Source organism: Ruegeria sp. BJ5 (assembly GCF_056537865.1).
In genome coordinates, this window is the sequence record NZ_JBQFSH010000002.1 from 382,636 (window position 1) to 396,506 (window position 13,871).

Here is a 13,871-nt window from a genome sequence, read left to right on the forward strand (position 1 = left end):
ATGTGTTTGAAATGAAGATCAGAGCAAGCGCGTGCGCGTTACTCGATGATCCCCATGATGTCGCTTTCTTTCATCATCAGCAGCTCTTCGCCGTCGACGTGGACCTCGGTGCCGGACCATTTGCCGAACAGGATTTTGTCGCCGGGCTTCACAGCCATCGCGATCAGTTCGCCGCTGTCTTTCCGCGCGCCTTCGCCGGTTGCAACAACTTCGCCTTCGCTGGGCTTTTCTTTTGCGCTGTCGGGAATGATCAGGCCGCCTGCGGTTTTCTCTTCGCTTTCGGTACGGCGAACCAGCACGCGGTCATGAAGCGGTTTCAATGCCATCTTTGCAGCTCCTTGGGCTCAAAGGTTGTTTTCCTCCCCCCGCGGTCTTGCGGGGTGTTAGCACTCAACTTGGTCGAGTGCTAACGACGCATAGCTAGGGGGTGATTTCCGGCGAGTCAACAATCGGTGATGAATTTTTTTCGCGCGCAGCCTGAGGCCGGCCTAGTCAGGTCGGGTCTTCCCAGCTGTAAGCCCAGTGCTTCAGCCCTTCGGACCCGGAAGGCGACAGTTCATAGACGCCCGTTGCCACCTTTTCGAACCAGCCATAATGGTTTTCGCGCATGAGGCGCGTCGCCGCCGCAACGCCCGTGGCACTGGCGACCTCAGCGCCTTTGGTCGCCCCGTGTTCGGCCAGGTGCGCGGCACATTTCAGGGCATCCTGCCGATAGGCAGTGACGATACCGTGCCGAGTTGCCCCACCTGAGTTCGGATCCCCTTCCAGCCGCTCGAACTCGCGCAACAGTCGCGCAGCTTTGGCCTTGTTCTTTCGCGGCGTATAGGGGCCGGGGTCACAATGGACTTCAACCCGTCCATCCGCACGAACGGTGATCAACCCCAGCCCCAACCGACGACACAGGGACCGGTTGTCCCGCAGCGCCCGGCGCGCTGACCGGCCGGTGGGCTTGCAGACGGCCACATAGACCTGATCCGATACCTTCAACCGGGTCACGGCCTGATGGAACAAGGCCAGCGAAAACCTCAGCTTCAATTCAACAATCACTGGATTGCAACCGGGCTTGACGGCCACGATGTCGGCGGCGCCCACCTCTCCTTTCACGGTGTATCCTTGCCGCTGCAACAGCGCCTTGATCGGAGGATAGAGATCCTGTTCGCGGTTCATGACGCTATGCTATGGTTTTTTCAGAGAAACGCCATACGGATACACGGCTTGCGCGCGGTAGGCAGGCGTGGCTATCTGTTCCCAAGTTCTTTCAGCCACAATCGGAATGGTCTCGATGCGCGTGTTTCTTTTTGCCCTGCTTGCCGCTCTGCATCCAATTGTGGCCCATGCCGCCTGTGACGGGCGCGATTTGCGACAAGACATGACGCCTGAGGCCCGGGCCGAGTTGAACGCGGCCACCAGTCAGATGGCATATCCCGAAGGCAATCACTGGATTGCACAGAAGGACAACACTGTTTTGCATCTGATCGGCACATTGCACGTCAACGATCCGCGAATGGGCCCGGTGGTCGAGCGGTTGGCACCGACGTTGAGCGAGGCGGACGCGTTTTATTTCGAGATCACCCAATCCGACATGTCCGCTTTCGAACAAGACCTGGCCAAGGATTTCAGCCCGGTCCTGATCAACTCTGGACCAACTCTGATCGATCTGATGAGCGAAGAGGACTGGGCCGTGATTTCCAAGGCGCTTTCGGCACGCGGCATTCCCGGTTGGATGGCCGCGAAACTGCGCCCTTGGTTCCTGTCCATGATGCTGGGTATGCCACCCTGCATGCTTCAGGTGCCAGACGCAGACCGGGGAATGGATGCGCGCCTGACTGAACTGGCCGAAGCTGCGGGCAAGCCGCAATATTCGCTGGAACAGATCGAAGATCTGATCGCGATCTTCGACAGCCACACGCTTGAAGAGCAGGTGCAGTCTCTGGTGCGCTTGGTCGATGCGCTTGACGCCGGTGATGACCACATGGTGACCATGGCCAGCGCATATTTCGAGGAGAAACACGCAGAAATCTTGCAATTCGCAAAGATATATGGGCGCGATGCTTCGGGCCTGGCGCCTGATGTGTTTGCACAGGAATGGGCCGCATTCGAGGACCAGCTTCTGGTTCAACGCAACGACAACTGGATGGAAACGATCCTGATCATCGAAAACCAGACGGCGGTGATCGCGGTTGGTGCCGGTCATCTGGGTGGAGACCATGGACTTTTGCAACAGCTGGAACGCGCCGGATATCAACTGAGCCGCGCACAGTTCTGAGCGGTCAGCGCTTCTGTCAGACCAACCGTCGCAGCCGTGTATCTGCCGGGTGACAACGCCAATGGACCACCCTATAAGGCGCGCAAACTCCTTATGTGCAGGAAACAGACATGACCATCCAAGTATTTGGCCACAAATCTCCCGACACCGACTCAACCGGATCGCCGATCCTGTGGGCCTGGTATCTGAACGAAGTCAAAGGCGAAAAGGCCGAGGCCGTCCTGCTGGGCGAGCCCAACACCGAAGCCGCCTTCATGCTGCAGCGCTGGGACCTGCCCAAGCCGCGCATCATCGAGGATGTCGAGACCGATGCGCCAGTCATCATCGTCGACACCAACAACCCGGCCGAGCTTCCTGCCAATGTCAACAATGCCGATATCCGCGCCATCATCGACCATCACAAGCTGGTCGGTGGGCTGGAAACCAAAGGCCCGATCGACATTACCGTTCGCCCGCTGGCCTGCACGGCAACCATCATGATCAACCTGATGGGCGACGACGCCGCCAAGATGCCCGAGACCGTCAAGGGCGCGGCCCTGACCTGCATCCTGTCGGACACGCTGGAGTTCCGCTCGCCCACCACTACCGCGCATGACCGCGAAGTAGCCGAGAAGCTGGCCGCCGAGCTTGGTCTGGATGTTTCGGCCTATGCTGCCGAAATGTTCGCCGCGAAATCTGACGTATCGTCTTTCTCGGACGCCGAACTGATCCGCATGGACAGCAAGGAATATGAGGTCGACGGTACCAAGTTCCGAGTATCCGTTCTGGAAACCACCGCACCGGGCGTCGTGCTGGACCGCAAGGACAGCCTGGCCCAGTCGATGGTCGAGGTAGCCAAGGAAGACGGCGTGGACCAGGTACTGCTGTTCGTCGTCGACATCCTGAACGAAGAGGCCACCCTGTTGGTGCCGAACGACCTGGTCAAATCGGTTGCCGAGAAAAGCTTTGGCGCTTCGGTGTCCGGCGACACGGTTGTTCTGCCGGGCATCATGAGCCGTAAGAAGCAGATCATTCCGAACCTCAAGGTCTGATCCCGTTCACAGTTCAGCGAAAGGCGCCCTCAGCGGGCGCCTTTTTTGTTTGCGCGTCGAAAGGTTTGCCGGATGGCAAATCGTTGCTAGGCTGGACGCAGGGACAGGGTGGATCGGGACACGGTGGTCACACGGAAGTACAGTACGACACGCAGCATTCTGCTGTTCGAAGGCGGCGACAGGCTTGCCTATTGGCGGCGCTTTGCCATGCTACTGACCCTTTCCGTGATCATCGCAACCATGGGCCTGCTGCGGAACTCTGGCGCCGTGGTCATCGCCGCGATGTTGGTCGCGCCGCTGATGACACCAATTCTGGGCATTGCGGCTGCGATGGTCATGGGTTGGTTGAAACGCGCTTTCGTTCTGACCCTAACGGTCTGCATTGCGGCGGTTCTGTGTGTTCTGATGGCCTGGATCCTGGTTTATCTGGCCGATGTGCCGCGCGGCATCCTGATCCCCGATCAGGTCTTGGCCCGCACCGACCCGGGCACCGAAGACCTGATCGTGGCGCTGGCGGCCGGCGTGGCCGGCGCATACGTCCAGATCAACAAGGCCGAACTGAGCCTGTTGCCCGGCGCCGCCATCGGCGTGTCTCTGGTTCCGCCATTGTCCGCGTCCGGGATCCTGCTGTATTTCGGCGAACCCGCCGACGCCTACGAGGCGGGTCTTTTGTTCGCGACCAACCTTGGTGCGATCGTTCTGTCGGCCTGCGCGGTCTACATCGTCTATGCCGCAAGGTCGGTTGCATTCGGCAAGGGCCGGCGCAAGCTCAACTTTACTGCCGGTGTGGTCATAACCATGGCGTTCCTGGCCCTCGTCGTGGTCCAGTTGGGCAAATCGACTTACAACCGATACCTAGAAACTCGTACCGAGGCCGAGGTTGCGCAAGCGATCCGCGACTGGGCGGACCCGGTATCGGTCGAGATCATCCGCATCGACGTGAATGCCAAGCGCAAACGGGCCGAGGTTTGGGTGATCGTCGATCTGCCGCCCGAGGCGCAATTCAAGGTCTCGTCCGTTGCCGGGCTGTTGCCCGAGAGCCTGCGGGAAACGTCGTTGGTCGACGTCTTGCAGGATGAACTTGGCCCCGGCTACCTCGCCGTCATTCGGTACCAGACCCGCATCGGCGCGCAGGTCATTCTTGGAACCGAAACCGTGCAGCAGGCCCCGGATGTCGAAAAGTTGAGCGACGAGGAATGACGGCCTGCACCCGGCTGCCTCTGGTCAAGCGGGGCCAGCTTTGCCATAGGTGGCGCAACGCCGTTTCAACAGCCCGAGGCCCGCATGACCCAGATCATCTCCGCGCTTGACCAGATTTCCGACCGTTACAAGGCGTTGTTCGTGGATCTGTGGGGCTGCGTCCACAACGGCATCACCGCCTACCCTGAGGCTGTTGCCGCGCTGAAGGCTTATCGCGACCGGGGCGGCAAGGTGGTGTTGGTTACCAACTCTCCGAAGCCGCGTGCCGGGGTTGCCGAGCAGTTGAAACAGTTCAACGTCCCCGCGGACTGCTACGACACCATCGCGACCAGTGGTGACTCGGCCCGATCCGCCATGTTCCGCGGAGCCGTGGGTGAGAAAGTCTATTTCATGGGTGAATGGGAGCGCGACGCCGGCTTCTTCGAGCCGCTGAAAATCCTGGACCACCCGATCCACATCGAACGTGTGCCGCTGGACCAGGCCGAGGGGATCGTCTGCTGTGGCCCGTTCGACCCGATGGCCGATCCGGCCGTGAATCGGCCGGACTTCCTGTATGCCAAGCAGAAAGGCCTGAAGCTGCTGTGCGCCAATCCCGATATCGTCGTCGATCGGGGCGAAGTTCGGGAATGGTGCGCCGGTGCGCTGGCCAAGCTTTATACCGAAATGGGCGGCGAGAGCCTGTATTTCGGCAAACCACACCCGCCCATTTATGATCTGGCCCGGCGTCGCCTGCATGCGCTGGGAACGGACGTGCCGGATGACGAGATTCTGGCCATCGGCGACGGTCCGCATACCGACATCGCCGGCGGCATGGGAGAGGGAATTGATTCCCTGTTCATCAGCGGCGGTCTGGCCGCATCGGAAACAAAAACGTCGCACCAGCCGGATCCGGATGCTTTAAGCGATTATATTTCCAAGGAAAACATCAACCCAACCTATACGATCGGCCGTCTGCGCTAGGTAGAAAACGCTTGATTTTCTGCAGTTGCGAAGTAATAAAGTTGCCAACCTTGGGTCGTTGGTAATTTTTTGTTGCCGGACCGATGCATAGTGAGGGTAACATGTTGGACAATCTTCCGCGCGGAACGATCTGTATCGAAGACATCGAAATGGGCATGACCCGCTACCTGCGCAAAGTGGTGACGGACGAAGACATCGAGATGTTTGCCCAGGTCTCGACCGACCGGAACCCGGTGCATCTGGATGACGACTATGCCCGCGATACGATCTTCGAAGGGCGCATCGCCCACGGGATGCTGACCGCCGGTCTGATCTCGGCCGTGATTGGTGAACAGCTTCCGGGCCATGGGACCGTCTACATGGGTCAGTCGCTTAAATTCCTTGCGCCGGTCCGCCCCGGCGACACGGTTTATGCCGAAGTCAAGGTGATCGACATCGACTTCGCCAAGCGCCGGGTCAAGCTGGATTGCCATTGCGCGGTAGACGGCAAGAAGGTTCTGATTGGCGAGGCGATGGTTTTGGCTCCATCACGGAAATTCGACTGACGGCAGGTTTTGGCGCCCCACTGGACGCTGGTCCGGAACTGCCGCTTGAACCCGGCGGACAGTCCCGCTAGGCAAGCCCCATGCAGATCATCCGGGATTTCCAGTTTGTAGACCCAGAAGACCGCGGCGCTAGCGTTGCGATCGGGAATTTCGACGGCGTTCATATTGGCCACCAGTCGGTGATCGATCTGGCCCGGCAGGCATGCCCCGAGGCACCCCTGGGCGTTCTGACGTTCGAGCCGCACCCGCGCGAGTATTTCGCCCCGGATGCCCCGCCCTTTCGTCTGATGCGCGGCAATGCGCGTGCGCACCGGCTAGAGAAGCTGGGCGTGCAGAAGCTGTACGAACTGCCGTTCAACGCCGCGCTTTCCGGACTGACGCCCGAGGAATTCGCCCGCACCGTGATCTGCAAAGGCTTGGGTCTGGCCCATGTGGTGATCGGGGCCGATTTCTGTTTCGGTAAAGGCCGCAGCGGCACCGCGCAGGACATGGTGCAGTTTGGCCAGCAGATGGGGTTCGGTGTCACCATCGCCCCATTGATGCAGCAATCCGATCACGTGGTCTCGTCCACCGCGATCCGGCAAGCCCTGAGCGACGGCCGCCCGCGGGACGCGGCGGCCATGCTGGGCCACTGGCACCGGATCGAAGGCGAGGTGATCGGCGGCGAACAGCGCGGCCGCGAATTGGGCTTTCCCACGGCAAACATGTCGATCGAAGGAATCCATCCCCCGAAATTCGGCGTCTACGCGGTTCTGATCGACGTGCTGGATGGCCCGCATGCCGGCAGCTATCACGGTGCGGCCTCGGTCGGGGTGCGGCCGATGTTCCACGGCGAGGTGCCTAATATCGAAACCTTCCTGTTCGACTTCTCCGGCGATCTCTATGGTGCGACCCTCTCGGTTGGCCTGGTCGAATTTCTGCGCCCCGAGATGACCTTTGACGGCCTCGATGCTCTGATCGCCCAGATGACCGAAGATTGCGACCGCGCGCGCAAGATCCTGGCCGCGACATGAGCACGGATCCGATCGACCGCGCCGGGCTGGCCCCGCGTTTCTGGGAGCGCAAGCCCTTGCAAAAGATGAACCCGCGCGAATGGGAAGCCCTGTGCGACGGCTGCGGCAAATGCTGCCTGAACAAGCTGGAAGACGAGGACAGCGGCGAGGTTGCCCTGACCCGTGTCGCCTGCCGGCTTTTGGATGACGCAACTTGCCGCTGCACCCAGTATGACATCCGCCACCAATTCGTGCCGGAATGTATCGTCATGCGCCCGGACAACATTCACGAACACACCTACTGGCTGCCGCAGACCTGCGCCTACCGCCTGTTGTGGGAGGGCAAGCCCCTGTACGATTGGCACCCGTTGCTGTCAGGGTCGCCCGACAGCGTCCACGCCGCCGGCGTTTCGGTTCAGGGGCTTACCGTTTCCGAATTCGAGACGCCCGAGGAAGAGTGGGAAGACTACATTATCGAGGAGCCAACCTGATGCATTTCGCCTCTGACAATTCCGGGCCCGTCCACCCCGAGGTCCTGACCGCGCTGGCCGAGGCCAATCAGGGCTATCAGATGGCCTATGGCGCCGATGACCTGATGAACGAGGTGCGCGACCGAATCCGGGGCATATTCGAGGCGCCCGGGGCGGCGGTCTATCTGGTGGCGACCGGAACGGCGGCAAACTCGCTGGCTCTGGCGACCCTGTCGCAGCCGTGGGAGACCGTATTCTGCTCGTCCGTCGCGCATATTCATGAGGACGAGTGCAACGCGCCCGAATTCTACACCGGCGCCAAGCTGACGCTGGTTCCGGGTGGCGACAAGATGCAGCCGCATGCACTGCGCCGCACCATCGCCGCCGAAGAGACACGCGGCGTGCATGGGCCACAACGCGGTCCGGTGTCGATCACACAGGTGACCGAGCGGGGCTCGGTCTACTCGCTGGCCGAGTTGCAGGCCCTGTGCGGGGTCGCCAAGGAGTTCGGCCTGCCCGTCCACATGGATGGCGCGCGGTTCACCAATGCGCTGGTCGCGCTGAATTGTTCCCCGGCCGAGATGACATGGAAGGCGGGCGTGGATGCGGTCAGCTTTGGCGGCACCAAGAACGGGCTGATGGGTGTCGAAGCGGTAGTCTTCTTCGACGAAAGCAAGGCCTGGGAGTTCGAGCTGCGCCGCAAGCGCGGGGCGCATTTGTTTTCCAAGCACCGGTATCTGTCGGCCCAGATGGCGGCCTACCTGCGCGATGATCTGTGGCTGCGCTCGGCCCGAAAGGCCAACGCCAACTGTGCGCAGCTGGCCGAGGGGCTGCGGGCGGCGGGTGCGCAGTTCCTGCATGAACCCCAGGCCAACATCATCTTTGCCAGCTTTCCCCGCAGCCTGCACAAGCGGCTGCACGCGGCCGGTGCGGTCTATCACCTGTGGGGCGACCCCTTGGACGGCCCGGACGAGGACGAGATGCTGGCCTGCCGGTTCGTCTGCGACTGGTCGACTCCGACCGAAGAAATCGACCGGTTCCTGGCGCTGCTCTAGGCGCGCCAGAATGCGTCGATCTGCGCTGCCGTCTCGCCGGGGTGCGAGATGGGCAGCATATGCCCTGCCACCTCGACAACGCTCTGCCGCGCTTCGGGCAAGCGGGCGCGCAGCCCGGCATTGACCACTGCCATGATCGGGTGCGAGGCCGATCCATGCAGCAGCAGGATCGGCATTTCGGCCCGCGTCATGGCCGTCGGGGCCAGCAGGCCGGTGGTGTCGCGGAACAGCGGCCCCTCGACCGCGCCGACCACGCCAACACCCCGGATCATCGCATTCCGGGTTCGCTCGGGCAGATCCGGCCAGCGCGGGCTGCGGTCGGTCGTGCCCCACATGCGGTTGAACAGACGCGCGGCCCGGGGCGCGTCGCCTTCGGCAAGGGCGACCTTGTAGGGCTGGGATTCGGCCGCGTGCTGCGCCGCAAGCGCTGGCGCGTCTTGGTGGGCGACCGCAAAGAACACCGGCTCGATCAGAACGGCGCTGCGCACAAGGTCCGGGTATTCGATGGCCAGCCGCAGGGCGACCATCGCGCCGAAACTGTGCCCGATCACGTCCATCGGTTCGCTCAACTGCGCCCGCGACAAAGCTGTGGTCAGGTCGAAGAAATCTCCCTGCCCGTCCCATTCCGGGCTGCGTCCGTGCGACAGCATGTCGGGTGCAGTCAGTGTCGCCTGGTCGCCCAAAGCGGCCGCCAGACCGGACCACGCACCAGAATGCGCAATCGTGCAATGCAGCGCCAGCACCTTGCGAGCACCCGCCCCAAGAGTGCGAACGTGTACGGGCGGCAGCACGGCCTTGGCCACGGTCATGCTTTGAGCGTCGCCAGATGCTCGTCCAGATCGTCAAGCCGGTCCTGCCCCCAGAACCGCTGATCGTCCTGCGTGATATAGAAAGGCGCGCCGAACACGCCGCGGTCCACCGCCTCTTCGAGGTTGGCCGCATAGGTCTCGGCCCCGACCAGCAGTCCGCTGTCGGCCAGCGCCGGATCAAAGCCCGCTCCGGCCAGACAGTTACGGATCACGTCGTCCTGTGCGATGTCCTTGTCCTCGGCCCAGCAGGCGCGCAGAAAAGAATGGCAGAGTTTTCCCACATCACCCGACCCATCCTGAATGGCCGCGATGATGGCGTATGAGGACGGCGCCGCGTTGGTCGGCCAATGTGCAGGTTGCAGGTTGAACGGCAGGCCCGTCTTTTTGGCCTGACGCACCAGTTCCTGCGCCCGGTATTCGATGCGCGACGGGTGGCGGTCTTTAGGGGGCACGCCGCCGGTGCGCCCGAACAGCGCAATGATGTCGACCGGCTTGTAGGCGATGGTGGCGCCGTGCTTGGCCGCGATCTCCTCCAGCCGCAGCCCGGCGAGATAGGAATAGGGCGACAGTGTCGCAAAAAAGTAGTCAATGTCGGCCATGTGCACTTTCTCCACCCAGTTACCTTTGCGGAACGGTAAGGCCATGCTAAGCGGTGTCAACATCACGAATCTGTCACATTGCCACTGCTGCCCGGGGACCTCAGCCGATGCCGACACATCACGAACCCAAGCTTATTGCTGGGAACGCAAACCTTCCGCTTGCCGAAACCATCGCGCGCCGCATGAGCCTGCACCGCGGCGTCAACCAGCGTCTGGTCGATGCGCGTGTCGAACGGTTCAACGATGGCGAGATTTTTGTCGAGGTTTTCGAGAACGTCCGGGGCGAGGACATGTTCATCATCCAGCCCACCTCGAACCCGGCCAATGACAACCTGATGGAGCTACTGATCATCGCCGATGCACTGCGCCGATCGTCGGCGGCGCGGATCACCGCGGTTATCCCCTATTTCGGATATGCCCGCCAGGATCGCCGCACCAAGGCACGCACCCCGATCAGCGCCAAGCTGGTGGCCAACATGCTGACCGGTGCCGGGATCGAACGCATCCTGACGATGGACCTGCATGCGGCACAGATCCAAGGGTTCTTCGACATGCCGGTCGACAACCTGTATGCCTCTCCGATCTTTGCGCTGGACGTGAAGGACCAGTTCCGCGACCAGATGGACGACCTGATGGTGGTTTCGCCGGACGTCGGCGGTGTGGCTCGTGCCCGCGAGCTGGCCAAGCGGATCAGCGCTCCTCTGTCGATCGTCGACAAACGGCGTGAAAAAGCCGGGGAAGTGGCCGAGATGACCGTGATCGGCGACGTGAAGGACAAGATCTGCCTGATCGTCGACGACATTTGCGACACGGCCGGTACGCTGTGCAAGGCGGCGCAGGTGCTGATAGACAACGGCGCACGCGAGGTTCACTCGTACATCACCCATGGCGTCATGAGCGGCCCGGCCGTTGAACGCGTCTCGAACTCGGTGATGAAATCGCTTGTTTTGACCGACACGATCATGCCGACCGAAGACATCAAGAAGGCCAAGAATATCCGCACGGTGCCGACGGCCCCGATCTTCACACAGGCCATTCTGAACATCTGGCAGGGCACATCAGTATCGTCGCTGTTCGAAGACAAGACCCTGATCCCGATCTACGAATCCCTGTACCACACCGACTGAAGAAACCGGAAAGCCATTCCCATGACCGCCAACAAACGTCTGGTTCTTTCCAGCGATCACGCTGCCATCGACCTGCGCAAGGAAGTTGCCGCTTTTGCAGCGGCACAAGGCTGGGACGTTCTGGATCTCGGCCCTGACAGCCCCGAAAGCACCGATTACCCCAAGCACGGCAAAGCCGCCGCCGAGGCCGTCGTCTCGGGCGAGTGCCAATTGGGCATTGTCCTGTGCGGCACGGGGCAAGGTATCATGATGGCTGCAAACAAGGTTCCCGGCATCCGCTGCGGCGTCTGTTCGGATACGTTCTCTGCCCGCATGATCCGCCAGCACAATGACGCCAACATGTTGTCGATCGGCGCGCGTGTTGTTGGCACTGGATTGGCGCTGGATATTGTCGATGCCTTTCTGAGCACCGAATTCGAAGGCGGCCGGCACGCGAAACGCGTGGCGATGATCGAACCCTAAATCATTACGGAGCGCCCGCTGGGAACGGCGGGTCAGGAGATATCCCAGTCGTCCTCGTGGGCAACTTCCCCGATCGCGGTCCATGCCACGCGGATCCGGGCGATTCGTGTGTCCGACCATGTCCGGAACACCGCGTCAAAGCCCGTGGTTGTAACATTTTCGGACAGCAGCTCGGCACGCAAGGCCGATGAGGTATCGACATCCCACAAGGACACTCCAATCTGCACGACGGGCGGGGTGCGGAAGGGTTGGCTGAAGGTGACGGGCCGGCGACGTTCCCGCGGCCCCTCGCCCGTCCACATGTCTCCGCCATCTGCGAATTCCGAGAACAGAACCTCTTCACCTCGGTCAATTCCGATGGGGTGGGTCAAAAATTTCTTCATTGCGCATCAATTCCTATGAATTTCCGCAACTTATCCTGACCTTTCGGCGAAATCACGACAAAAAAACGGCCCCGCAGCAGCAGGGCCGTTTCCAATTCTGACAGTGCATCGGCCGTTACAGGCTCATATGCGTTCCCAGCGCTTCCATGTCGGCCAGCAGCTTGGCTGCCTCGTCGACAATGGTCTGTTCGCCGTTTTCCTTCGCCGCCTCGTGCGAGGCGCGGGCCTCGGCAATCAGCTCGTCCAGATGGGAGCGGGTCACTTCGTCAACCGGGATGGCCTTTTCGGCCAGTACCGAAAGGGCATCGCCGTTGATCTGGGCAAACCCGCCGGTGACCAGGTATTCGCTGGACCCTTCGGGCGCTTCGACCTTCAGGATGCCCGGACGCAGCGTGGTGATGGTGGGGGCATGATCGGGCATCGCCGTCATGTCCCCGTCCGCGCCGGGAATCTGGACCGCGCTGGCCTGAAGCGAAGCAAGGCTCCGCTCCGGGCTGACGAGGTCGAATTGCATCGTGTTTGCCATCGGGGATACTCCTTAGGCAGCTGCTGCGGCCATCTTCTCGGCTTTGGCGATCACTTCGTCGATGCCGCCGACCATCAGGAAGGCCGCTTCGGGCAGGTGGTCGAATTCGCCGGCCACGACACGCTCGAACGAGTCGATGGTGACTTCCAGCGGAACCTGAACACCCGGCGAACCGGTGAAGACCTCGGCCACGTCGAACGGCTGCGACAGGAAGCGCTCGATCTTACGGGCACGGGCCACGGTCAGCTTGTCCTCTTCCGACAGTTCGTCCATGCCGAGGATGGCGATGATGTCCTGCAGCGACTTGTAGCGCTGGAGGATCTGCTGAACGTCGGTCGCAACCTTGTAGTGACGCTCGCCGACGATGGCCGGGTCAAGCAGGCGCGAGGTCGAGTCGAGCGGGTCCACGGCCGGATAGATACCCTTTTCCGAGATCGCACGGTTCAGAACGGTGGTTGCGTCGAGGTGCGCGAACGAGGTTGCCGGCGCGGGGTCGGTCAGGTCGTCCGCAGGCACGTAGATCGCCTGCACCGAGGTGATCGAGCCCTTCTTGGTCGAGGTGATGCGTTCCTGCAGAGCGCCCATGTCGGTGGCCAGCGTCGGCTGGTAGCCCACGGCCGAAGGAATACGACCCAGCAGAGCCGACACTTCGGAGCCCGCCTGCGTGAAGCGGAAGATGTTGTCGACGAAGAACAGAACGTCGGTACCGGACTGGTCGCGGAACTGCTCGGCCAGGGTCAGACCGGTCAGAGCAACACGGGCACGCGCCCCCGGAGGTTCGTTCATCTGACCGTAGACCAGGGCCACTTGGCTTTCCGACAGGTTGTCGGGCTTGATGACGTTCGATTCGATCATCTCGTGGTACAGGTCGTTGCCTTCACGGGTCCGTTCACCAACACCGGCGAACACCGAGAAGCCCGAGTGCACTTTCGCGATGTTGTTGATCAGTTCCATGATCAGAACGGTCTTGCCCACGCCGGCGCCGCCGAACAGGCCGATCTTGCCGCCTTTGGCGTAGGGGGCCAGCAGGTCAACCACCTTGATGCCGGTGACCAGGATTTCCGACTCGGTCGACTGTTCGTCGAACTCGGGCGCGGGCTGGTGGATGGCACGGGTTTCAGTCGCTTCGACCGGGCCTTTTTCGTCGATCGGCTCGCCGACAACGTTCAGGATGCGACCCAGGGTGGCGTTGCCAACCGGAACCGAGATCGGTGCGCCGGTGTCGACAACATCCGCGCCACGGACCAGACCTTCGGTCGCGTCCATCGCGATGGTCCGGACGGTGTTTTCACCCAGGTGCTGGGCAACTTCCAGCACCAGGCGCTTGCCGTTGTTTTCAGTTTCAAGTGCGTTCAGAATTTCAGGCAACTGATCTTCGAAGTGCACGTCGACGACGGCCCCGATGATCTGTGTGACTTTGCCTTTTGCATTCGCCATGTTTCGTCT

Annotated in this window: 17 protein-coding genes; 10 read left to right on the forward strand and 7 right to left on the reverse strand. The window is 61.6% G+C overall.

Going from position 1 to position 13,871, the window contains the following annotated elements; translation table 11 throughout:
- Positions 1 to 38: 38 nt before the first annotated feature.
- The gene (groES, locus tag ACR0NY_RS09385; RefSeq protein WP_093964650.1) at positions 39 to 326 is read right to left on the reverse strand and encodes a co-chaperone GroES; all 288 of its coding nucleotides are present in this window, start codon (positions 324 to 326) and stop codon (positions 39 to 41) included.
- A gap of 166 nt (positions 327 to 492) precedes the next feature.
- Positions 493 to 1,167: a DUF2161 domain-containing phosphodiesterase gene (locus tag ACR0NY_RS09390; protein ID WP_170367955.1), complete on the reverse strand. Its 675-nt coding sequence runs from the start codon at positions 1,165 to 1,167 to the stop codon at positions 493 to 495.
- Between the two features lie 115 nt (positions 1,168 to 1,282).
- On the opposite strand from ACR0NY_RS09390, the gene ACR0NY_RS09395 reads away from it, so the two are divergent.
- The 8 genes from ACR0NY_RS09395 to ACR0NY_RS09430 all read left to right on the forward strand — a co-directional run bounded on the left by ACR0NY_RS09395 (position 1,283) and on the right by ACR0NY_RS09430 (position 8,519).
- Positions 1,283 to 2,266: a TraB/GumN family protein gene (locus ACR0NY_RS09395; RefSeq protein WP_170367953.1), complete on the forward strand. Its 984-nt coding sequence runs from the start codon at positions 1,283 to 1,285 to the stop codon at positions 2,264 to 2,266.
- A gap of 110 nt (positions 2,267 to 2,376) precedes the next feature.
- Complete coding sequence (locus ACR0NY_RS09400; protein ID WP_170339973.1) at positions 2,377 to 3,297, forward strand: manganese-dependent inorganic pyrophosphatase; 921 nt, start codon at positions 2,377 to 2,379, stop codon at positions 3,295 to 3,297.
- A gap of 108 nt (positions 3,298 to 3,405) precedes the next feature.
- A complete protein-coding gene (locus ACR0NY_RS09405; RefSeq protein ID WP_170538049.1) occupies positions 3,406 to 4,497 on the forward strand; it encodes a DUF389 domain-containing protein in 1,092 nt (363 codons plus the stop codon).
- A gap of 84 nt (positions 4,498 to 4,581) precedes the next feature.
- Entirely contained in the window at positions 4,582 to 5,457 is an 876-nt protein-coding gene (locus ACR0NY_RS09410; protein WP_170367950.1) for a TIGR01459 family HAD-type hydrolase, read from the forward strand.
- A 101-nt stretch (positions 5,458 to 5,558) separates the two neighbouring features.
- Positions 5,559 to 6,002, forward strand: a complete 444-nt coding sequence (locus tag ACR0NY_RS09415; RefSeq protein WP_170339967.1) for a MaoC family dehydratase — start codon at positions 5,559 to 5,561, stop codon at positions 6,000 to 6,002.
- Positions 6,003 to 6,082: 80 nt separating this feature from the next.
- On the forward strand, positions 6,083 to 7,015 hold the full coding sequence (locus tag ACR0NY_RS09420) for a bifunctional riboflavin kinase/FAD synthetase (RefSeq protein ID WP_170367948.1): 933 nt from the start codon (positions 6,083 to 6,085) through the stop codon (positions 7,013 to 7,015).
- On the forward strand, positions 7,012 to 7,485 hold the full coding sequence (locus tag ACR0NY_RS09425) for a YcgN family cysteine cluster protein (RefSeq protein ID WP_170339963.1): 474 nt from the start codon (positions 7,012 to 7,014) through the stop codon (positions 7,483 to 7,485). The genes ACR0NY_RS09420 and ACR0NY_RS09425 overlap by 4 nt, the downstream gene beginning before the upstream one ends.
- A complete protein-coding gene (locus ACR0NY_RS09430) occupies positions 7,485 to 8,519 on the forward strand; it encodes a threonine aldolase family protein (RefSeq protein WP_170339961.1) in 1,035 nt (344 codons plus the stop codon). Before ACR0NY_RS09425 ends, ACR0NY_RS09430 begins: the two co-directional genes overlap by 1 nt.
- On the opposite strand, the gene ACR0NY_RS09435 is transcribed toward ACR0NY_RS09430, so the two are convergent.
- Positions 8,516 to 9,328: an alpha/beta fold hydrolase gene (locus ACR0NY_RS09435; protein ID WP_170367946.1), complete on the reverse strand. Its 813-nt coding sequence runs from the start codon at positions 9,326 to 9,328 to the stop codon at positions 8,516 to 8,518. The two genes, ACR0NY_RS09430 and ACR0NY_RS09435, sit on opposite strands and share 4 nt — an antisense overlap.
- The gene (locus ACR0NY_RS09440) at positions 9,325 to 9,927 is read right to left on the reverse strand and encodes a 2-hydroxychromene-2-carboxylate isomerase (protein ID WP_170340534.1); all 603 of its coding nucleotides are present in this window, start codon (positions 9,925 to 9,927) and stop codon (positions 9,325 to 9,327) included. The genes ACR0NY_RS09435 and ACR0NY_RS09440 overlap by 4 nt, the downstream gene beginning before the upstream one ends.
- A 107-nt stretch (positions 9,928 to 10,034) precedes the next feature.
- Here ACR0NY_RS09440 and ACR0NY_RS09445 point away from each other — a divergent pair, with 107 nt between their 5' ends.
- On the forward strand, positions 10,035 to 11,054 hold the full coding sequence (locus ACR0NY_RS09445) for a ribose-phosphate pyrophosphokinase (RefSeq protein WP_093964640.1): 1,020 nt from the start codon (positions 10,035 to 10,037) through the stop codon (positions 11,052 to 11,054).
- 21 nt (positions 11,055 to 11,075) lie between these two features.
- Positions 11,076 to 11,516, forward strand: a complete 441-nt coding sequence (gene rpiB, locus ACR0NY_RS09450; RefSeq protein ID WP_170340531.1) for a ribose 5-phosphate isomerase B — start codon at positions 11,076 to 11,078, stop codon at positions 11,514 to 11,516.
- 32 nt (positions 11,517 to 11,548) lie between these two features.
- Here the strand turns inward: rpiB and ACR0NY_RS09455 are convergent, their stop codons facing one another.
- The 3 genes from ACR0NY_RS09455 to atpD all read right to left on the reverse strand — a co-directional run bounded on the left by ACR0NY_RS09455 (position 11,549) and on the right by atpD (position 13,862).
- Complete coding sequence (locus ACR0NY_RS09455; RefSeq protein WP_093964638.1) at positions 11,549 to 11,899, reverse strand: H-type lectin domain-containing protein; 351 nt, start codon at positions 11,897 to 11,899, stop codon at positions 11,549 to 11,551.
- A gap of 115 nt (positions 11,900 to 12,014) precedes the next feature.
- The gene (locus tag ACR0NY_RS09460) at positions 12,015 to 12,425 is read right to left on the reverse strand and encodes a F0F1 ATP synthase subunit epsilon (RefSeq protein WP_093964637.1); all 411 of its coding nucleotides are present in this window, start codon (positions 12,423 to 12,425) and stop codon (positions 12,015 to 12,017) included.
- 12 nt (positions 12,426 to 12,437) lie between these two features.
- The gene (gene atpD, locus ACR0NY_RS09465) at positions 12,438 to 13,862 is read right to left on the reverse strand and encodes a F0F1 ATP synthase subunit beta (RefSeq protein WP_093964636.1); all 1,425 of its coding nucleotides are present in this window, start codon (positions 13,860 to 13,862) and stop codon (positions 12,438 to 12,440) included.
- Positions 13,863 to 13,871: the final 9 nt, after the last annotated feature.